Below are 19,217 nucleotides of genomic sequence, written 5' to 3' on the forward strand. Positions count from 1 at the left end.
TTGGTCGGCGATGTCAGGCAAGCGCCTCGTCCGCATGGCTGAGATCGGAGGCGATCGCTTGGTCGAGAACCTTCTGGATATTGGCAGCCCGCCGGAAGGACGGCTCCTGGGTCTTGCCCGCCCGCACGGCCTGGACGAAACGCTGATAGTTGGTCTCGACCGGGTCGAACGCGACATCGCGCCACGTCGCCGTGTGCACATCCTCTCCAAGGCAGGCGCGCAATGTCGATTTGCCGGTATCGTACATAATCTCGATCGAGCCGGTCTCGCCGTAAACGCGCAGCCGTAGCTGGTCCATCTGGCCGGCCGCCGTCCGTGTCGCCTGGATGGTGCCGATGGCGCCGCTGCTGAAATCGACATTCATGATGAAGCTGTCGTTCGCGTCGAGATCATATTCGCCGATCTTGTGACCCGGGGCCTTGTTGAATGTCTTCAGGCGGGCGAAGACATGTGCCACGTCGAGTCCGGAGCCATAGGACGTGAAATCGACAATATGGATGCCGATGTCGCCGAGCGCACCGTTCGAGCCATGCTTCTTGCTCAACCGCCACAGCCATTTACTTTCCGTTTTCCAGTCGCCCCAGTGCCGGCCGACCAGCCAGCTTTGCAGATGCGAGGCTTCGACATGCCGAACTTCGCCGATTTCTCCCGCCAGTACCATCTGGCGTCCCTTCTGAAGAGCCGGTGAGTTGCGATAGGTGAAGTTGACCATGCCGACCTTGCCTGAACGTTCCATCGCGTCGGCCATCTCCACTGCCTTGACGGCATCCGTCGCCAGCGGCTTTTCGCAAAAGACGTGCTTGCCGGCGGCGATCGCCTGCAGGGTCGTCGGATGGTGAATGCGGTCCGGCGTCACGTTGGCGACGGCATCGAATTCTCCCCACGCCAGCGCTTCCTCCAGCGAGCCGAAGTGATTGGGAATGCCGTGCTGCGAGCAAAATGTAGCGAGACGTTCGGGGTCTATGTCGACGCCCCCCACAACGCTGACGCCGTCAATTTCCTTGAATCTTGTGGCGTGCTGGTTGGCCATGCCGCCGGTGCCGAGAATGAGCAAACGCATAATGTCCTCCTGGATCTAACAGCCGGCTATCGTCATAGCCGAAGGAAAAGCATCTCCATCGCGACCGCAGCATCTGCGGTCGTGTGTTTCACTATCTGGAAAAGGGCATTCGTCCCTTCAGCTCGTGTTGAAAGCCGCCATCCTTGGATCCTCCATCCCGTGGCTTGACATCAAATCAAAGTAACTTAATCTATTTAATGCAGCATGGAAATGAGGAGAGGTCAACTGACCACCAGGCTGCATCCATTCACAATGGGGAGGAGACCCATCATGATCAGAGCAACCGTCAGCGCGCTTGCGCTGGGCTCGGCGTTGTTGTCAGTGCATGCCGTCTTCGCACAGGAATTGGCGACGAAGGACCGGATCGGCCTTGCCGATGCGCCCAAGACGCTCGTTGTCCGTCTGACGAACGACAGCCCGAATAATGCCGATCCGGCGATTGCCGACGGTTACCAGAAACTCTTCGTCGACTTCATCAAAAAGCATCCGGACTGGAAGCTGCAGCTGCAGTTCATGTCAACAGACATCGGCACCGAGCAGGCGAAAATGCTCGAGCAGGCCAAGGCCGGGAATGCGCCGGATTGCGCGGCGGTCGATTCCTTCGTCCTGTCGCAGTTCATGGTCAATCACGTCCTCGCCGATTTCACGCCGTATTTCTCAAAGGATGAAGTCGCCGATCTCTTCCCTTTCATCCGCACCGGCATCCTCGACAAGGACGGAACGATCCGCGCCTGGTGGTGGGATACGGATCTTCGCGTGCTCTATCGCAACAAGTCCATCGTTCCCGATGCGCCGAAGACCTGGGACGACCTGAAGACAGCGGCACTCTCCTCCGTCAAGCAGGGAATGGAAGGGGTCATCTTCAATGGCGGCCGCTACGAGGGAGCCACTTTCGATTGGCTGGCAAACTACTGGGCCCTTGGCGGCAAGCTGGTGGATGACAGCGGCAAGCCTGTCTTTGGCGAGGGGGAGAACAAGGAGAAATTTCTCAAGGCTCTGAATTACTACAAGGATCTCGTCGCTTCCGGCGCCGCGCCGAAGCGGGTGACCACCATTGCCAACTATGATGATCTGAACGCTGCCGCTGCCGCCGGCACGACTGCGCTCTTTATCGGCGGCAACTGGCAATATGCGCAGCTGAAGGCAACGCTGGACGAGGCCGACTTCAACAACTGGACGTTTTCGCCGATCCCCGGCCCGACAGCGGATCACCGCTCTACCGGTACCGGCGGCTGGACGATTGCCGCCTTCAGCAAGGACAAGGACAAGGTGGAGATGTGCGCCAATCTCGCTCGTGAGGTCTACATGGGCCCGGCAAACGCACTGCAGCAGCAGCTTCCGACCAGGAAGTCGCTATTCGATAAATATCCGGTCTTCGCCACGGATGCGAACAAGACCTTCTCTCAGGCATTGGCCGACGGGCAAGCACGGCCCGGTGTGCCGATCTATCCCGAGATCTCCAATCAGATCCAGATCATGATGGGTGACGTCCTTTCCGGCACCAAGCAGCCGGAAGAAGCGCTCGATGCTGCCTTTAAGGCGACGATGGAGGCTTACAAGCGTCTCTAGCCGAAGCAATTCGGACGAAAGCGTAAGCGGCTTTCCGACCGGGATTGTTTGATGAAGGGATCGGCTCTGCGACCCAGTGATGGTTTGAGCCGATCCAGCCGCGGCGATGTCTCCCTGGGCGTCGTCAATCGCCATCAAAATGCGGATAGAGAAGCTCATGAGTCCCATCGCAATTGAGGCAGCAAGTCCGTCGCCCAGCAGATCGTTCGCGCGTCGCTTTGCCGGTGCGCCGCTGCCGTGGATGATGCCGGCAATCATCGTCATCGGCCTGTTTTATCTCTATCCGGTGTTCGACGTCTTCCGCCTGTCGCTGACCAACGCGACCCTTATCGGCGACAACCAGCAATACACGCTGGACTCCGTCGTCAACACCCTGAGCTCCCCGCAGCTTCCCGACATTCTCTGGGCGACCCTCGTCTTTGTCGGCGGCAGCGTCGTAGGGCAGCAGGTTCTCGGTCTTGCAGTCGCCGTGGTCGTCGTTCGCGGCGAACACCGCGGCCTGTTCGGCACCGCCATCCTGCGGACGACAGCGCTGGTCGCCTGGGTCGTGCCGGGGATTGCCGGCGGCATCATCTGGCAGATGCTGTTTTCCGAGGCGCCCTATGGCGCCCTCAACAGTATCCTGCGTCTCATGCATCTGCCCGCCGTCGCCTGGTTGTCCGATCCGGCGATCGCGCCCTGGTCGGCGCTCTTGTCCAACATCTGGCGCGGCACGGCTTTCTCCATGGTGGTCATGTATGCGGCGTTGAAGGCCATCGACCCCTCGCTCTACGAGGCTGCGGAAGTCGATGGCGCGACAGGGTGGCAACGGTTCATATTCGTGACCTTGCCGCAGCTGCGTTCGGCCATTCTCGTCAATATGATCCTCATCACCATCATGACGGTCAACACCTTCGATGCCATCATCACGCTGACAGGCGGCGGCCCTGGGCGGGCAACCGAAGTCATCTCCCTCTACGTCTTCAATATCGTCTTCAGGAATTATGACCTGTCCGGGGGCAGCGTGCTTTCGGTGCTGATGCTGTTCATCAGTCTCGGTCTCGCCCTTGTCTACGCGTCGTTTCTGCCCAAGGAGGAACAGCAATGAGTGTCAGAACGGGCAGCCGCCTCGGCGATCTCATCAGCTATCTCTTCATGCTCGTGATGTTCGTCTTCTTTGCCGGACCGCTTTCCTACCTGCTGTCGATGGCGATGCGAGACCGTCGGGAAATCTATCGCGGCGTTGCGAGGTACATCCCGAACAATCCGACCTTCGAGAATTTCGTGACCGTGCTGAACAACAGCTATTTCCAACTTTATCTCTGGAATGGCCTGAAGCTTGCGGCCTTAAGCGGCCTCGGCGTTCTCATCGTTGCGCTTCCGGCCGCCTATGCTTTTTCCCGCTTCCAGTTCCGCGGCAAGGGCCTGTCGATGATGGGGCTGTTGATGTTCCAGATGATCTCGCCGCTTGTGATCATGGTCCCTCTCTATCGCTATATGAACCGGCTCGGCCTGCTCGACACGCATTTCGCCGTAGTCATGGTCTATGTCGCGCTCGGCGTGCCGGTGGCGACGTGGTTGTTGAAGAATGCGGTGGACAGGATACCGCGCAGCCTCGACGAAGCGGCGATGATCGACGGCTGCAACAGTTTCTCGGTTTTCTGGCGCATCATACTGCCGTTGTCGGCACCGGGGATCGCATCGGTCTTCATCATCACCGTCATCGCGGGATGGTCGCAATTCCTCGTGCCGTTTCTGCTTCTCACGCAGAACAATCTGATGCCGATTGGCGTCGGAATCTTCAATTTCAAGGGAATGCAGACCGATTCCTCCGTCCAGTTGCTGGCCGCCGCCTGCCTGATCTCCGTTGTACCGGCGATCATCGCCTTCCTGTCACTGCAGCGGCTGATCCTTGGGGCGATGACCAGCGGGGCGATAAAGGGCTGATGATGTTGGTCAAAGTCATTCCAGGAAAAGCGCTTGAGCGGCTCTCCGTGCGAGATTGCGAACAACAAGGAGCGGTTTTGAGATTTCGTGACGAGCCGAACTGCCCTAACGAACTGGGTAAGGATTTCGGACGAGGGAATATTCAAACATGACGCAGACCGACGACGGGCACATCTTTCTCAACCTATCCGGCGCAAATGTCGGGGACGCCGGCGAGCACAACCGGGCCGTCGTGCTTCGGTGCATTCACCGTCAGGCACCGATTTCGCGCGCCGAAATTGCCCGCCAGACCGGCTTCACCAAGCCCGCGATTGCCCGGATCGTCGATCGGTTGCTGGATGAGGGCCTGATTATCGAGGCGCGCAGGCGGCACGGCCTCAGGGGCCAGCCGGCAATCGAGCTGGAGATCAATCCCGACGCCTATTTTGCGATCGGCGTCAACATCGATCGCGATCATCTGACCATCCTTGCCGTCGATGCGGTCGGCAACGTTCGGGCGCGCGTCAATTATGAGAAACGTTTCATCCTTCCCGGCGAATTCATGCAGCTCACGGCCGATGCCATCTCCCATTTCCAGCGGAGCCGGCTGATCGACGAGGCTCGCCTCGCCGGGATCGGTCTGGCCATGCCCGACTGGCTTGGCGAAATCTCGCTGCTTGGAAAGCCGCCGGAATATGAGGAATGGACGGCGTTCGACGTACGCGCCGCGCTGGAAGGATTGACGCCGCATCCGGTTTTCATCGAAAACGAGGCCAATGCCGCAGCGCTCGCCGAGTTGGAATACGGACTTGGCGCGGAGAGCAACAGTTTCTTCTACATCGCCATCAACGCCTGCCCCGGCGGCGGCCTCGTTCTGGACGGCAACGGCCACCGCGGCGCGATGGGTCTGAGCGGAGAGATCGGCTGGTTGCCGATCGTCGATTCCACCCATAGCAGCGCCACACGGGTGCAGCTTCTGGGCCAGATTTTCTCGCTGTTTTTTCTCTACGATTTTCTGGAAAAGCACGGTGTGCAGGCCCGCACGCCGCAGGATCTTGTTGCCCTCGATTCCGACGGGCGGCGGCTGGTCTCGCAGTGGCTGATGGAGATGAGCGTTCATCTTGCCGTCGCCGTCAAGCATATCGGCGCGATCGTCGATCCGGATGCCGTCTTGGTCGGAGGCAGGCTGCCAATCCGCATGGTCGATGAATTGCTGCGTTACGTACACGAACATCTGCATCGATCGGACGCCAATCTGCCCTCGATCCACCGCGCCTCGCTGGGAGAGGATGCGTCGGCATTGGGAGCAGCGGCAATGCCAATGGCAACAGCGCTGATGCTTGCTTCGGCAAATCCCGCGCAGCGCACCCGTTCGCCGCTCAAGTTTATGGATCGTTCAAGTTCATGGACCGTTTGACCGCGTAGGACCATTCAAGATCATCAGGGAGGATTTCGATGAAGATCGGTTTTTACACATCAACATTCAATGATCGGCCTTTGGAGGAGGTTGTCGACTTCGCGGCGGCCGCGGGCTTCGATGCAATCGAGATCGATGTCAGGGGCCATATACAATCGCCGGAGAAAGTGGCCGGGGCCGTCGCGCTGGCGCGCAGCCGCAATCTTTTCGTCTCATCCGTGGCCTATTTCGGCAACCAGCTCGATCCCGATCCATCGAACCGCGCTGAGCTCCATGCGACGACTGCGGAGTTTGCACAGGCGATCGGCGAGGCGGGCGTTCCGATATTCGTGATCTTTCCGGGGCGCGACGATACGGCAAGCGACGCCGAAAACTATGATGCCTTTGCCGAATACGCCAATGGGCTGATCGCGGCGACGCGATCGAGCGGGCTCATATTCGCCATTGAGAACTGGCCGGGTCCGCGCGACAATTTCGTCGGCACGACGCCAAGTGGCTGGAGGGAGCTTTTCGACAGAATTCCCGATCACCGCTTCGGCCTCGAATTCGATCCATCGCATCTGATCCGCATCGGGATCGACCCATACAAGGCCCTGGAGGAGGTCCTGGATCGGGTTGTTATCCTGCATGCCAAGGACACGGCGATCGATGCATCCGCGCAGCAGGCCGTCGGTTACCACGGCAAGGGATGGTGGCAATACAAGCTGCCCGGCAAGGGCGTGCTCGACTGGCCGCGGTTCCTGCGCCAGGCGCGCACCGCGAACTTCGATGGAACGCTCTCCATCGAACATGAGGATGCCGCCTATGGCTGGCCGGGCAAGGATCTCGAAGCCCGCAAGGAGGGGGAGCGGCAAGGCCTCGTCTATCTGCGAGGGGTGATCGACGCTCTCTAATGGCCTGTAACCCGGGAGGATGAATGGCAATGGCACATGTCTTGGTCAACAATGCGCGTAAGGACTATGGAGCGTTCAAGGCGATCAAAGGGGTGTCCGTCGATATAAAGGACGGCGAGTTCGTCGTCCTCGTCGGACCGTCCGGCTGCGGGAAGTCGACGCTCCTGCGCATGATTGCCGGCCTGGAGGGTATTACATCGGGCGAGATCCATATCGGCAAGCATGTCGTCAATGAACTGGCGCCGAAGGACCGGGATATCGCCATGGTCTTCCAGAACTATGCGCTCTATCCGCATATGACCGTGGCTCAGAACATGGGATTTTCGCTGCGGCTGAAGCGGATGCCGAGAACCGATATTGCCGCTCGTGTCGGCAATGCTGCACGGATCCTGGGGCTGGAAACCCTCCTCGAACGATATCCGAAGCAGCTTTCGGGTGGACAGCGCCAGCGCGTCGCGATGGGCCGCGCCATTGTTCGCGATCCGGCGGTGTTTCTGTTCGACGAGCCGTTGTCCAATCTCGACGCCAAGCTGAGGGTTCAAATGCGCTCGGAAATCAAGGAGCTTCATCAGCGCCTAAGAACCACCACCATCTACGTCACCCATGACCAGATCGAGGCGATGACGATGGCCGACAAGATCGTTGTCATGAAGGATGGCCGCGTCGAGCAATCCGGATCCCCGCTCGACCTTTACGACCGGCCGGGCAACCTCTTCGTTGCCGGCTTCATCGGCTCGCCGGCGATGAACTTCATCAACGGAACCATGACGCCCGAGGGATTCCGGACGGCAGACGGCATGGTCTTGCCAAGCGACCGAACGATGGCGGAGGCGGTGACGTATGGGATTCGCCCCGAAGATATCCGGCTCGATCCAGCGGGTGTGCCTGTCTCGATCGTGGTGGTCGAGCCTACGGGATCGGAAACGCTCGTCGTGGCCAAGCTGGGTGAACAGACGATCAGTTGCGTGTTCCGGGAAAGGATCAAGGCGAAGCCCGGGGACCTGCTGCACGTTTCGCCGAACCGGCCGACGATCCATCTCTTCGACAGGGAAGGGAGCCGTCTTGAGGCGGGCGAGGCCGTGACATCATATTGAACGTCTCGCTGTCGCTGCGCGAGGCATGGCGCGCAGCCGGCTTATACGCGCAGTTCATCGTTCTCCTACCCGCCGACCGGCCCGTTCGGTCGAAGGCTGGCGGTTGCGGATATTGTCAATTCGACGTGCGAACGCCAGGGTTTGGAGCCGCGGCTGCGATCAGGCATGAATGATCTGGGCTATATCGATTTGGAACAGAGGACTTTGCAAACCATCGACAACCCGTTCGGCACGAGGTTGTCACCCATGTCTTAGGGACAAACTGTTACCTATGTCTTCGGTATGGACAAAAGAGAAACTGGAGCGGGCGAAGGGATTCGAACCCTCGACCCCAACCTTGGCAAGGTTGTGCTCTACCCCTGAGCTACACCCGCTCATTTCAACAGTGGTCCGGGGTAGTGTGTTGGACCGCTGGGCGTCGTCTTGCGGCGACGGGCGCTATATGGCCTAACCATTTTTCAAATGCAACAAGGAAATGACGAGTTGGCGAAGAAAAATCGCGGGTTCTTTTCGGTAGCCGCCGGAAAGCCCGGAAACGCCGGTCTTCGTCGTCTGGAAGATTGCAATGGAATTATGGGCGACGTATCAGGGGCGGAGCCATTTCCATTGCGAGACGCCATGACCGAGACCAACCCGAAAGACCGCGACGATCTTTTCCGTTTCCTGGATGGTCTCGGCATTGCCCACAGCACCAAGGATCACGCCCCGGTCTTCACCGTCGCCGAATCGGTGTCGTTGCGGGACGAGATCCCCGGCGGCCATACGAAGAACCTGTTCGTGAAGGACAAGAAGGACAATTTCTTCCTGTTGACCGTCGAGGAAAACGCGGCAGTGGATCTGAAGACGGTGCATACGCTGATCGGCGCCGCCAGCAAGGTCTCCTTCGGCAAACCGGAAAAGCTGATGGAATATTTGGGCGTTGCTCCCGGCTCGGTGACGGCGTTCGGCGCGATCAACGATACCGAAAAGAATGTCACCTTCGTCCTCGATGCCGATCTGATGGCGCATGACATCGTCAATTGCCATCCCTTGTCGAACGATGCGACGACGTCGATTGCCAGCGCCGATCTCTTGCGTTTCATGGAAGCGACGGGTCATGTGCCGCTAGTCTTGAAAGTGACGGGCTAACGTACGATTTTAGCGCTAAGATCAGAGCGATCCGACTTCTCTTCGAATGGTCCGATCGCTTAAGCTATTTCATCGAGCGCGATGTCATGCAGGGCCGGTTGGCTTGCATGGAAATCATGCTTCTAAAGTTTAGGATGCCGGCAGGCGGGAGATACTCATGAGTGGTCCGAACAATCCCTACAACGCTTCCTTCGGCGGACAGATGTCGGCCTCGGCCTCCTATGGTGCTGCGCCTGCGGCATCCGGCGCTTCGCCGATCAAGGACACGACGACCGCGACCTTCGCCAAGGATGTCATCGAGGAGTCGCGCAATCAGCCCGTGCTTGTCGATTTCTGGGCGCCCTGGTGCGGTCCGTGCAAGCAGCTGACGCCGGTTCTCGAAAAGGTCGTCAATGAGGCCAATGGCCGTGTCAAGCTGGTCAAGATGAACATCGACGACCATCCGTCCGTCGCCGGCCAGCTCGGCATCCAGTCGATCCCGGCTGTTATCGCCTTCGTCGATGGCCGTCCGGCCGATGGTTTCATGGGTGCGGTTCCCGAAAGCCAGGTTCGCCAGTTCATCGATCGTCTCGGCGGTCCCACGGGCGGCGCCGACGATCAGGCAGCCGAGATCGCGGCCGTTCTCGAGGAAGCCGGCGGCCTGCTCGCAGCCGGCGACATCAATGGTGCGGCCGAACTGTTCGGCGCGGTGCTGCAGGCCGATCCGGAAAACCCCAAGGCGCTCGCCGGCATGGCGGAGTGCATGATCGCCGCCGGCCAGAGCCAGCGGGCGCGCGAAGCATTGGCGGACCTGCCCGAGACGCTTGCCAACGATGCCGGCATACAGGCCGTGGTGAAGAAGCTCGACCAGATCGACGAAGCCCGCAAGCTCGGCGACCCCGTCGCGATCGAGCAGGAGCTGGCGACCAATCCCGACAATCACGAGCAGCGCGTCAAGCTCGCCAAGATCCGCAACGTCGAAGGCAAGCGGGAGGAGGCGGCCGAACATCTGCTTCTTATCATGCGTCGAGACCGCAGCTTCGACGATGATGGCGCACGCCGTCAGTTGCTGGAGTTCTTCGACGTCTGGGGGCCGAAGGATCCGGCAACGATCGCCGCCCGCCGTAAACTTTCATCGATCCTGTTTTCCTGAGCGTGCAATGCTTGCGCCAAACCTCCCTTGCGACAGTCCGCCAAGCGGCGGTCGTGGGTGGAGGGGAAGCGGGAGGTATCGCCGTTTTGACTCGAAATACTCTTGTGTTTTCGGCAGATGGGGCCACATTGTCCACTGGCGCGGCGTGAGATGGGGCACGGCCGCGACTGTGTGTCGTTCCCTGCGCGGCCCACTGCGGCGCGTGGCGCAGTGATCTAGCGGGATGGAAAACATGCAAGTCGGAAATGCCAGATATCTGAAGCCGAGCGATCTGCCTGAAACTGTGGTCGTCTTTCCTTTGTCTGGTGCCTTGCTGCTGCCCGGCGCGCAGCTGCCGCTCAATATTTTCGAGCCACGCTATCTCGCCATGTTCGACACGGCCATCGCCGGAAACCGGTTGATCGGGATGGTGCAGCCGGCGCTGGGCGAGCCGGCGGATTCTTCTCATCTATCGCATGTCGGCTGCCTTGGGCGCATCACCTCGATCGCGGAAACCGGCGATGGTCGCTATATCGCGTCGTTGACCGGCATCTGCCGCTTCCGGCTGATGGATGAAGTCATCGGCCACCAGCCCTATCGCAGCTTCCGCATCACGCCCTTCATTGCCGACCTCAAGTCGCGCGATGAAGAGGATACGGTCGATCGTTCCGAGCTGCTGTCGGTTTTCCGGGCCTATCTGGATGCCAATAAGCTGGACGCGGATTGGGAAAGCGTGGAGCGGGCGAGCAATATGATGCTGGTCAATTCGCTGGCGATGATGGCGCCCTTCGATCCCGCCGAGAAACAGGCGCTTCTGGAGGCGCCGGACCTGAAGACCCGGGCCGAGACCTTCATCGCCATCGTCAAGATCGTGCTCGCCGGCTCGGGCGACACCGATTCCATGATGCAATAGGAATTTGCTGATGGATATCACGGTCAGCAAGGTGGATCCGAAACTGCTTGACCTGCTCGTCTGCCCGCTCACCAAGGGGCGGCTCAGCTACGATCGGGAAAAGAACGAGCTGATCTCCGAAAAGGCGCGTCTCGCCTACCCGATCCGCGACGGCATTCCGATCATGCTGATCTCGGAAGCGCGTCGCATCGAGGACTGAGGTCCGCTCTCCCTCGGAATTAGGAGCAAGTGCCGCCGCATTCTCACAGACCGGAGGGAGGCAAGTTTGCGCCGGAAGCGGAGGCTCCGGCAAAAAGCCGTCCGAGGCGATGGTGCCTCAGCCGCGCCGCGCCGCTTCGATCATCCCGACGTCGATCTTATTCATGGTCATCATCGCATCGAAAGCACGCTTTGCCTGATCGCCGCCTACCGCGAGCGCTTCAGTCAGGACGCGCGGCGTGATCTGCCAGGACACACCCCATTTGTCCTTGCACCAGCCGCAGTTGCTTTCCCGGCCACCATTGCCGACAATGGCGTTCCAGTAGCGGTCGGTTTCTTCCTGATCGTCCGTTGCGATCTGAAATGAGAAGGCTTCACTGTGTGTAAACGCGGTGCCGCCGTTCAGGCCGATGCAAGGAATACCGGCAACCGTGAATTCAACGACCAATACGTCTCCCTGCTTACCGTCAGGATAGTTTCCGGGTGCGCGGATGATGGCACCGACTGCGCTGTCGGGAAAGGTCTCGGCGTAGAAGCGGGCGGCGGCCTCGGCGTCTTTGTCATACCATACGCAGATCGTGTTCTTTGCCATTGCGTGGTCCTTTCGCTCTTTGGTTTCCCATCCCCTGCTGAAATAAGAGGCAAACCGTCTTTCTCCAGTCCATGGAAGCGATTTTACGCCTTTAAAGCGGTCGAAGTGCCCGCTTCGAGCCGACGGCAGGCATGCCGATGGAGATTTCGGCTTCGGCCGTTCAGATGGCCTCTCCGGCGAGCAGCCGCGGATTGTCCTTGGCGGCCGTGCCAGCGGCCTGGCCCATGAAGAAGGACTTCAGGCTCGGCAGCCGGTCGACGATCCCAAGCCCGAAATCGCGGGCGACGCGCAATGGCGTGATGTCGTTGGAAAACAGCCGGTTCAGGGCGTCGGTGGTCACCCCCATGCGGAAGGTGTCGAAGCGCCGCCAGGTCTGGTAGCGCTCGAGGATGTTGATCGAACCGATGTCGAGGCCGAGGCGGTCGGCTTCGACGACGGTTTCGGCAAGGGCTGCCACATCCTTGAAGCCAAGATTGAGGCCCTGGCCGGAGATCGGGTGGATGCCATGGGCCGCGTCGCCGGCGAGCGCGAAGCGCGGCGCGACGAAGGCGCGGGCAAGCGTCAGGCCGAGCGGAAAGGCGCGACGGTCGCCGACGGCGTGCAGCGTACCGAGCTTGTGGCCGAAGCGGCGCTCCAGCTCCTCTTCGAACACGAGATCGTCTGAGGCGACCAGCCGGTTGGCATCGGCGGTGCGCTCGGTCCAGACGAGGGACGAGCGGTTGTTCTTGAGTGGCAGGATGGCAAAGGGGCCGGAGGGCAGGAAATGCTCCTCGGCACAGCCGCCATGCGGGCGCTCATGCTCGACGGTCACGACGATGCCGGACTGGCCATAGTCCCAGTTGACGGTCTTGATGCCTGCCATGTCGCGCAGCTTGGAACGCACGCCGTCGCAGGCGACTAGGAGGCGCGTTTCCAGCACGCTGCCGTCCGAGAGGGTCAGCGCGACCTTGGCATCGTCGGTCACGAATCCCGTGGCGCTGAGGCCGTGGCTGATCGTGATATCAAGGCGTTCGCACGCACCGCGCAACGCGGCGACCATGGCAAGGTTCGGCACCATGTGGGCAAAAGGCTGGCCTTCGGCCACCTCCCCGTCAAAGGTCAGAAAGACAGGGCGCACGGGATCGCTGGTGCGCGAATCGGTGACGATCATGCGGGTAATCGGTTCTGCTTCCGGCGCGATCTCGTCCCAGACGCCCAGGACTTCCAGCATCTTCGAGGCGGCAGCGATGACCGCCGAGGCGCGCATGTCCTTCTTCCACGCAGTTTCCGGAGCGGCTTCCACGATCATGACGTCGAGATGGGGGGCTGCCTGCTTGACGGCGACCGCAGCGGCAAGACCCACATATCCGCCACCCACTACCAGCATGTCCAACATAGCGCTTCCCTGTGTCCTACCGTCACTTCCTGTTCTATATAGAGCATCCCGTTCGTGGTTCCTACCATCGGAGTTCAAGCAAAATGTCGCGAGAGACCGAGAAGCCGACCCCCATGGAAGCCGTGCTTGCGACGCTCGATCTGGAAACGATCGAAATGAACCTGTTTCGCGGCAACAGCCCGCAGGTCGGCTGGCAGCGCGTGTTCGGCGGGCAGGTCATAGGCCAGGCGCTGATGGCGGCGCAAAGGACGGTGGCGGACGATCGCTTCGTGCATTCCCTGCATGCCTATTTCATGCTGCCGGGCGATCCCGCGGTTCCGATCCTCTACCAGGTCGATCGGCTGCGCGACGGTTCCAGTTTCAACACAAGGCGCGTGCTGGCAGTTCAGCATGGCAAGGCGATCTTTGCGTTGACGGCCTCCTTCCAGTTCGACGAGCCCGGCTTCGAGCATCAGGGAGAGATGCCGCAAGTCCCTATGCCGGAAGAGCTGATGAATGAGGAGCAGGTCAAGGAGCGCTATCTCGCCCATGCGCCCGAGAACGTGCGCCGCTATTGGGAGCGCAAGCGGGCAATCGAAATCCGGCCGGTGTCGATCGAGAGCTATTTCTCCCGCTCGCAGCCGAGCCAGCGGCAGAATATCTGGGTGCGCCTGACCGGCCCCGTGCCGGACGACCGGCTCTATCGCAACGCCGTGCTCGCCTATCTTTCGGATATGACGCTGCTCGACGTCGCGCTCAACGCGCATGGCACATCGGTTCTGGATCAGGGCATCCAGGTGGCGAGCCTCGACCATGCCATGTGGTTTCACCGCCCGTTCAAGCTGGACGACTGGCTGCTCTACAGCCAGGAAAGCCCCAGCGCCTCCGGCGCGCGCGGCTTCACCCGCGGCAGCCTGTTTACGCGATCCGGTGTCTTGATTGCGTCTGTCGCGCAAGAGGGCCTGATTCGTAAAAAGGCAAATGATTAAATAAAGTGCAAATTTATAAAAATGCACTTTATTTGTGCATATGCCGCGCCACGAACTGCCGCTTTATTGGGTTTATTCAATAAATCTCTTAGATTTCAATATGTTATAATTGTGTCACGAATCTGGCACGCCCCTTGAATGTGTACCCACGGTCGCTGCTGAAACATTCGTCGGCGGCAAGGAGAGTCGGCTCCATGCCGAGGGTAAACAAAGGATGGGAAACCAGATGAAAATTGTGATGGCCATTATCAAGCCGTTCAAGCTCGATGAGGTCCGTGAGGCCCTCACGGCTGTCGGCATCCAGGGCCTGACTGTGACCGAAGTGAAAGGCTACGGGCGCCAGAAGGGGCATACCGAGATCTATCGCGGCACCGAATATGCCGTCAGCTTCCTGCCGAAGCTGAAGATCGAAGTCGCGGTCGCATCCGAAATCGTCGACAGAGCCGTCGAGGCCATCGCGGCCGCCGCCAAGACCGGGCAGATCGGCGACGGCAAGATTTTTGTCTATTCGATTGACCATGCCGTGCGCATCCGTACGGGCGAAACCGATTCAGAAGCGCTGTAAGACACGGCTGATCAGGGAGTTATTTGCAATGACATCTACCAAGTTTTCCTCCACTCTTGCACGGGTGGGTACGCTTTCTGCGGCCTTGCTCGCGCCGGCGATTGCCTTTGCGCAGCAAGCTGCGCCGGCTGCCGCGGCTGCGGCTCCGGCTCCGGCGATCACCATGGACAAGGGTGATAATACCTGGATGCTGGTTTCCACGGTTCTGGTTCTCCTGATGACCATTCCGGGTCTGGCGCTCTTCTACGGCGGTCTCGTCCGCGCCAAGAACATGCTCTCCGTCCTCATGCAGGTCTTCATGATCACCGCATTGGTCATGATTATCTGGTGCGTCTACGGCTATTCGCTCGCCTTCACCGATGGCGGCTCGCTGAACAGCTTCGTCGGCGGCTTCTCCAAGGCCTTTCTTTCCGGCGTCAGTACCGATCCGAAGGATCTCGTCGAAACCTTCTCCAAGGGTGTCGGCATCCCTGAGCTGACCTATGTCTGCTTCCAGATGACCTTCGCCTGCATCACGCCGGCTCTGATCGTCGGCGCCTTTGCCGAGCGCATCAAGTTCTCGGCCGTCATGCTCTTCGTCTTCCTCTGGGTCACTTTCATCTACTTCCCGATCGCCCATATGGTCTGGTTCTGGGGTGGTCCGAGCGCCTACAGCGCTCCGTCCGGTATGGTCTTCGGCTTCGGCGCCATCGACTTCGCTGGCGGCACGGTCGTTCACATCAATGCCGGTATCGCCGGCCTGGTGGGCGCGATCATGCTTGGCAAGCGCATCGGCTATAAGAAGGAGATCATGGCTCCGCATTCGATGACGCTCACCATGGTTGGCGCATCGTTGCTGTGGGTCGGCTGGTTCGGCTTCAATGCTGGTTCGAACCTGGAAGCCAACGCCTACGCCTCGCTTGCGATGATCAATACCTTCGTCGCCACCGCAGCGGCCGCTCTCTCCTGGGGCGTCGTTGAAACCTTCACGCGCGGCAAGGCTTCGATGTTGGGTGCTGCTTCCGGCGCCGTTGCCGGTCTGGTTGCCGTCACACCGGCTGCCGGCTATGCCGGTCCGATGGGCTCGATCGTCCTCGGTCTGCTGGTTTCGCCGCTTTGCTACTTCTTCGTTGATGTCGTGAAGAACAAGTTCAACTACGACGACAGCCTCGATGTTTTCGGTGTCCACTGCATCGGCGGTATCTTCGGCGCTCTGATGACCGGTATTCTCGTCAACCCGGCGCTTGGCGGCGCAGGCATCGTCGATTATTCCACGGCGGATTTTGCCGCCTCCTATCCGGGCACCGCCACGCAACTCCTGGCTCAGCTCAAGGGCGTTCTGACGACACTCATCTGGTCGGGTGTTGGTTCGGCCATCCTCTACAAGGTCGTCGACATCGTCGTTGGTCTGCGCGCTACCCCGGAAGCCGAGCGCGAAGGTCTCGACCTCGCTTCCCACGGCGAAGCTGCATACCACAATTCCTGATCACAGCTTGCGATGCCGGAGTAACGCCTCCGGCATCGCTAAACATCCCGTCGCGGCGTATTTCATCGCAAATAGGCCGCTCTTGGCCCGAACCTCGGTTCGGGCCCTTTTTATTTGTGGGCCACGATAGGCGGCTGCAAAAGCTGTTGATTCGCCAGGCTTGGCCGCATGGTTAACATGCCATTAACCCTCCTCTGATTAGGTAGGGCTAACCTGCCGGCGAGTGGGCATAGACCGATTCGCTTGCGCTTTCGACAAGGAACGGGGCTGGATATCATGGGCAGAAGCAATTCGGCGGCGTTGAGCGGTCGCCCCGACCGTTTTTCGCTTTCGGGTGTGGTGTGGCGTCAGATCAAGGGCCTGACAGGCTTTGCCCTGCTGTTCCTGCTGGCGCTGGCCGTTGCGGCACTGGCGACCTGGAACGTCATGGATCCCAGCTATTCCTACGCCACCGGCAATGCGCCGACCAACCTGCTCGGTTTTCCCGGTGCCGCCTTTGCCGATATCATGATGCAGGCGCTCGGACTTGCCTCCGTCGTCGCGCTGCTGCCCGTCGCCGCCTGGGCCTTTGCGATGATTTCCAACCGCAAGCTCAATCGCGTGCCGTCGCGCCTTGGCGCGTGGCTCGGCGGTTGTGTCGTCGCGGCCGGCTCCATCGCCTGCTTTCCCGCGCCGCCGACCTGGCCGATCCCGAACGGCATCGGCGGGGTCGTCGGCGATATCCTCCTGCGCTTTCCCGCCCTTTTCATCGGCACCTATCCGAGCGGCGTCGTCGCCATCGTGATCGGTTCGGTTCTGGCTGTTCCCGCGATCTGGCTCATGCTTTTCGGCGCGGGCGTGATCGGTGAAAGCCTGGTGGAGGACGACGAGGACGAAGACGATTATGAGAACACACACAGCCGCGCTCGCCGGGTAGGCGATGAAGACGAGGACGATGATCGCGGCGGCTTTTTGAGCAACTTTATGGCCTTCGGGGCGGTCATGCATGCATGGTATAACGCGCATGCTCGTCTTCGCCGCCTGTTCGGCATGGGTCCGCGCAAGCGCCGCGACCACGCCTTCGATGCGCCCTATGATTTCAATGATGACGAATTCGGCACGCTGAACGAACCCGTGCGCGCCAAGACGCCGATGGCCCGGGGCGATCGCGTCGAGCCTTCGCTCGAAGGTTCGGCTGCGCGCCGTGTCGTTTCCGCGCCCTCCATCAGCCTCAACGATGACGACGACGAGGACGAGGATCCGTCCTATGAGCGCGATCCGCGGCGCCCGGCCGACATCCTGCCCGATGATGAGGAAGACGATGAATGGCCGCTGCGCCCTGTTTCGCCGAAGGCGGCAGCTGGCCAGCGCATTATCCCGCCGGCCGCGCGTCCGAAGCCCGGCGCACGTGCGGAGCGTGAGGCACAGACCTCGTTCATACGGCCCTATGGCTTCCAGCTGCCGGCCGTGCATTTGCTCGCCGAGCCGAAGACCGTCACCCGGGATACGACGCTTTCCGCCGATGCGCTCGAGCAGAATGCCCGCATGCTCGAAGGCGTGCTGGAGGATTTCGGCGTCAAGGGCGAGATCATCCATGTCCGCCCCGGCCCGGTGGTGACGCTCTACGAACTGGAGCCTGCACCCGGCATCAAGTCCTCGCGTGTCATCGGCCTCGCCGACGATATTGCCCGCTCGATGAGCGCGATCGCCGCCCGCGTCGCCGTGGTTCCCGGCCGCAACGCCATCGGCATCGAACTGCCGAATTCCACGCGCGAGACCGTCTATCTGCGTGAACTTGTCGCCAGCCGTGATTTCGAGACCTCCAAGGCCAAGCTCGCCATGGCACTCGGCAAGACGATCGGCGGCGAACCCGTCATCGCCGATCTCGCCAAGATGCCGCATCTGCTCGTCGCTGGTACCACCGGCTCGGGTAAATCCGTCGCCATCAACACGATGATCCTGTCGCTGCTCTATCGCATGACGCCGGAGCAGTGCCGTCTGATCATGATCGATCCGAAGATGCTGGAACTGTCCGTCTATGACGGCATTCCGCATCTGCTCTCGCCCGTGGTCACCGACCCGAAGAAGGCCGTCGTCGCGCTCAAATGGACCGTCCGCGAGATGGAAGAGCGCTACAAGAAGATGTCGAAGATCGGCGTGCGCAACATCGACGGCTTCAACACCCGTGTCGAGCAGGCTGTCGCCAAGGGCGAGGCGATCAGCCGCACTGTCCAGACCGGTTTCGACCGCCAGACCGGCGAGGCGATCTACGAGACGGAAGAATTCGATCTGAAGCCGATGCCCTACATCGTCGTCATCATCGACGAGATGGCCGACCTGATGATGGTCGCCGGCAAGGATATCGAAGGCGCGGTGCAGCGCCTGGCGCAGATGGCGCGCGCGGCCGGCATCCATGTCATCATGGCGACGCAGCGTCCGTCGGTCGACGTCATCACGGGCACGATCAAGGCGAACTTCCCGACGCGCATCTCCTTCCAGGTGACCTCGAAGATCGACAGCCGCACTATCCTCGGCGAACAGGGCGCCGAACAGCTGCTCGGCATGGGCGACATGCTCTATATGGCCGGCGGCGGGCGCATCCAGCGTGTTCACGGCCCGTTTGTCGCCGACGGCGAGGTCGAGGACATCGTCGCCTACCTGAAGACGCAGGGTTCGCCGCAATATCTCGATGCCATCACCGCCGATGATGATGAGGATGAAGACGGCCACGGTCCGGTGGGCACTTCCAATCTCTCCGATTCGGAGGATCCCTACGATCAGGCTGTCGCGATCGTCCTGCGGGACGGCAAGGCTTCGACCTCCTACATCCAGCGCCGCCTCGGCATCGGCTACAACCGCGCCGCCTCGCTGATCGAGCGCATGGAGCAGGAGGGCCTGATCGGCCCGGCCAACCATGCCGGCAAGCGCGAGATTCTCGTTCCCACCGAAGCGGACATTCTGGATCGCTGAGGCGATCCGCCTTTC

17 protein-coding genes and 1 tRNA gene are annotated in these 19,217 nt (G+C 60.6%); 14 read left to right on the forward strand and 4 right to left on the reverse strand.

The annotated features are described in order from the left end of the window. Positions 1-13: 13 nt before the first annotated feature. Positions 14-1,060 carry a Gfo/Idh/MocA family protein gene (locus JTP94_RS27265; protein WP_204853527.1) on the reverse strand — a complete coding sequence of 349 codons (1,047 nt, stop codon included), beginning with the start codon at positions 1,058-1,060 and terminating at the stop codon, positions 14-16. A gap of 270 nt (positions 1,061-1,330) precedes the next feature. On the opposite strand from JTP94_RS27265, the gene JTP94_RS27270 reads away from it, so the two are divergent. The 6 genes from JTP94_RS27270 (at position 1,331) to JTP94_RS27295 (ending at position 7,938) form a co-directional block, all read left to right on the forward strand. After that, positions 1,331-2,629 (forward strand): extracellular solute-binding protein, encoded by a 1,299-nt coding sequence (locus JTP94_RS27270; RefSeq protein WP_204853528.1) that lies wholly within the window; start codon positions 1,331-1,333, stop codon positions 2,627-2,629. A gap of 157 nt (positions 2,630-2,786) precedes the next feature. Then, on the forward strand, positions 2,787-3,716 hold the full coding sequence (locus tag JTP94_RS27275) for a carbohydrate ABC transporter permease (RefSeq protein ID WP_204853529.1): 930 nt from the start codon (positions 2,787-2,789) through the stop codon (positions 3,714-3,716). Then, positions 3,713-4,555 (forward strand): carbohydrate ABC transporter permease, encoded by an 843-nt coding sequence (locus JTP94_RS27280; protein WP_204853530.1) that lies wholly within the window; start codon positions 3,713-3,715, stop codon positions 4,553-4,555. Before JTP94_RS27275 ends, JTP94_RS27280 begins: the two co-directional genes overlap by 4 nt. 148 nt (positions 4,556-4,703) lie before the next feature. Continuing rightward, positions 4,704-5,951, forward strand: coding sequence for an ROK family transcriptional regulator (locus JTP94_RS27285; protein WP_204853531.1), 1,248 nt, complete (start codon positions 4,704-4,706; stop codon positions 5,949-5,951). Positions 5,952-5,989: 38 nt separating this feature from the next. Then, a complete protein-coding gene (locus JTP94_RS27290) occupies positions 5,990-6,844 on the forward strand; it encodes a sugar phosphate isomerase/epimerase (RefSeq protein ID WP_204853532.1) in 855 nt (284 codons plus the stop codon). Between the two features lie 29 nt (positions 6,845-6,873). Further along, complete coding sequence (locus JTP94_RS27295) at positions 6,874-7,938, forward strand: ABC transporter ATP-binding protein (RefSeq protein WP_204853533.1); 1,065 nt, start codon at positions 6,874-6,876, stop codon at positions 7,936-7,938. 299 nt (positions 7,939-8,237) lie between these two features. Here JTP94_RS27295 and JTP94_RS27300 read toward each other — a convergent pair. Next, positions 8,238-8,312, reverse strand: a tRNA-Gly gene (locus JTP94_RS27300). Positions 8,313-8,556: 244 nt separating this feature from the next. Here JTP94_RS27300 and JTP94_RS27305 point away from each other — a divergent pair. The 4 genes from JTP94_RS27305 to JTP94_RS27320 all read left to right on the forward strand — a co-directional run bounded on the left by JTP94_RS27305 (position 8,557) and on the right by JTP94_RS27320 (position 11,289). Then, positions 8,557-9,066, forward strand: a complete 510-nt coding sequence (locus JTP94_RS27305) for a prolyl-tRNA synthetase associated domain-containing protein (RefSeq protein WP_204853534.1) — start codon at positions 8,557-8,559, stop codon at positions 9,064-9,066. Positions 9,067-9,223: 157 nt separating this feature from the next. Continuing rightward, on the forward strand, positions 9,224-10,198 hold the full coding sequence (trxA, locus tag JTP94_RS27310) for a thioredoxin (protein WP_204853535.1): 975 nt from the start codon (positions 9,224-9,226) through the stop codon (positions 10,196-10,198). A 232-nt stretch (positions 10,199-10,430) separates the two neighbouring features. Further along, on the forward strand, positions 10,431-11,090 hold the full coding sequence (locus JTP94_RS27315) for an LON peptidase substrate-binding domain-containing protein (RefSeq protein WP_409456637.1): 660 nt from the start codon (positions 10,431-10,433) through the stop codon (positions 11,088-11,090). A 10-nt stretch (positions 11,091-11,100) separates the two neighbouring features. Beyond that, complete coding sequence (locus JTP94_RS27320) at positions 11,101-11,289, forward strand: Trm112 family protein (RefSeq protein WP_034481561.1); 189 nt, start codon at positions 11,101-11,103, stop codon at positions 11,287-11,289. Positions 11,290-11,406: 117 nt separating this feature from the next. Here the strand turns inward: JTP94_RS27320 and JTP94_RS27325 are convergent, their stop codons facing one another. Together JTP94_RS27325 and JTP94_RS27330 are read right to left on the reverse strand one after the other, a co-directional pair. Further along, positions 11,407-11,880: a VOC family protein gene (locus tag JTP94_RS27325; RefSeq protein WP_204853537.1), complete on the reverse strand. Its 474-nt coding sequence runs from the start codon at positions 11,878-11,880 to the stop codon at positions 11,407-11,409. A gap of 160 nt (positions 11,881-12,040) precedes the next feature. Further along, the gene (locus JTP94_RS27330; protein WP_204853538.1) at positions 12,041-13,255 is read right to left on the reverse strand and encodes a ubiquinone biosynthesis hydroxylase; all 1,215 of its coding nucleotides are present in this window, start codon (positions 13,253-13,255) and stop codon (positions 12,041-12,043) included. Positions 13,256-13,338: 83 nt separating this feature from the next. Here JTP94_RS27330 and tesB point away from each other — a divergent pair, with 83 nt between their 5' ends. The 4 genes from tesB (at position 13,339) to JTP94_RS27350 (ending at position 19,202) form a co-directional block, all read left to right on the forward strand. Continuing rightward, complete coding sequence (tesB, locus tag JTP94_RS27335; RefSeq protein WP_204853539.1) at positions 13,339-14,223, forward strand: acyl-CoA thioesterase II; 885 nt, start codon at positions 13,339-13,341, stop codon at positions 14,221-14,223. Between the two features lie 214 nt (positions 14,224-14,437). Further along, positions 14,438-14,788: a P-II family nitrogen regulator gene (locus JTP94_RS27340; protein WP_271025411.1), complete on the forward strand. Its 351-nt coding sequence runs from the start codon at positions 14,438-14,440 to the stop codon at positions 14,786-14,788. Between the two features lie 28 nt (positions 14,789-14,816). Then, complete coding sequence (locus JTP94_RS27345) at positions 14,817-16,253, forward strand: ammonium transporter (RefSeq protein ID WP_204853541.1); 1,437 nt, start codon at positions 14,817-14,819, stop codon at positions 16,251-16,253. 276 nt (positions 16,254-16,529) lie between these two features. Further along, positions 16,530-19,202 (forward strand): DNA translocase FtsK, encoded by a 2,673-nt coding sequence (locus JTP94_RS27350; RefSeq protein WP_204853542.1) that lies wholly within the window; start codon positions 16,530-16,532, stop codon positions 19,200-19,202. Positions 19,203-19,217: the final 15 nt, after the last annotated feature.

Source organism: Martinezella lusitana, assembly GCF_016901135.1.
Taxonomy (GTDB): Bacteria; Pseudomonadota; Alphaproteobacteria; order Rhizobiales; family Rhizobiaceae; genus Rhizobium; species Rhizobium lusitanum_D.

Bases quoted from the DNA above. Each gene is read 5' to 3' on its own strand.
- JTP94_RS27325 (WP_204853537.1), bottom strand. From the start codon at position 11,880: ATGGCAAAGAACACGATCTGCGTATGGTATGACAAAGACGCCGAGGCC.
- JTP94_RS27285 (WP_204853531.1), top strand. From the start codon at position 4,704: ATGACGCAGACCGACGACGGGCACATCTTTCTCAACCTATCCGGCGCA.
- JTP94_RS27270 (WP_204853528.1), top strand. From the start codon at position 1,331: ATGATCAGAGCAACCGTCAGCGCGCTTGCGCTGGGCTCGGCGTTGTTG.
- JTP94_RS27275 (WP_204853529.1), top strand. From the start codon at position 2,787: ATGAGTCCCATCGCAATTGAGGCAGCAAGTCCGTCGCCCAGCAGATCG.
- JTP94_RS27305 (WP_204853534.1), top strand. From the start codon at position 8,557: ATGACCGAGACCAACCCGAAAGACCGCGACGATCTTTTCCGTTTCCTG.
- trxA (WP_204853535.1), top strand. From the start codon at position 9,224: ATGAGTGGTCCGAACAATCCCTACAACGCTTCCTTCGGCGGACAGATG.
- tesB (WP_204853539.1), top strand. From the start codon at position 13,339: ATGTCGCGAGAGACCGAGAAGCCGACCCCCATGGAAGCCGTGCTTGCG.
- JTP94_RS27340 (WP_271025411.1), top strand. From the start codon at position 14,438: ATGGGAAACCAGATGAAAATTGTGATGGCCATTATCAAGCCGTTCAAG.
- JTP94_RS27345 (WP_204853541.1), top strand. From the start codon at position 14,817: ATGACATCTACCAAGTTTTCCTCCACTCTTGCACGGGTGGGTACGCTT.
- JTP94_RS27315 (WP_409456637.1), top strand. From the start codon at position 10,431: ATGCAAGTCGGAAATGCCAGATATCTGAAGCCGAGCGATCTGCCTGAA.
- JTP94_RS27320 (WP_034481561.1), top strand. From the start codon at position 11,101: ATGGATATCACGGTCAGCAAGGTGGATCCGAAACTGCTTGACCTGCTC.
- JTP94_RS27280 (WP_204853530.1), top strand. From the start codon at position 3,713: ATGAGTGTCAGAACGGGCAGCCGCCTCGGCGATCTCATCAGCTATCTC.
- JTP94_RS27350 (WP_204853542.1), top strand. From the start codon at position 16,530: ATGGGCAGAAGCAATTCGGCGGCGTTGAGCGGTCGCCCCGACCGTTTT.
- JTP94_RS27290 (WP_204853532.1), top strand. From the start codon at position 5,990: ATGAAGATCGGTTTTTACACATCAACATTCAATGATCGGCCTTTGGAG.
- JTP94_RS27330 (WP_204853538.1), bottom strand. From the start codon at position 13,255: ATGTTGGACATGCTGGTAGTGGGTGGCGGATATGTGGGTCTTGCCGCT.
- JTP94_RS27295 (WP_204853533.1), top strand. From the start codon at position 6,874: ATGGCACATGTCTTGGTCAACAATGCGCGTAAGGACTATGGAGCGTTC.
- JTP94_RS27265 (WP_204853527.1), bottom strand. From the start codon at position 1,060: ATGCGTTTGCTCATTCTCGGCACCGGCGGCATGGCCAACCAGCACGCC.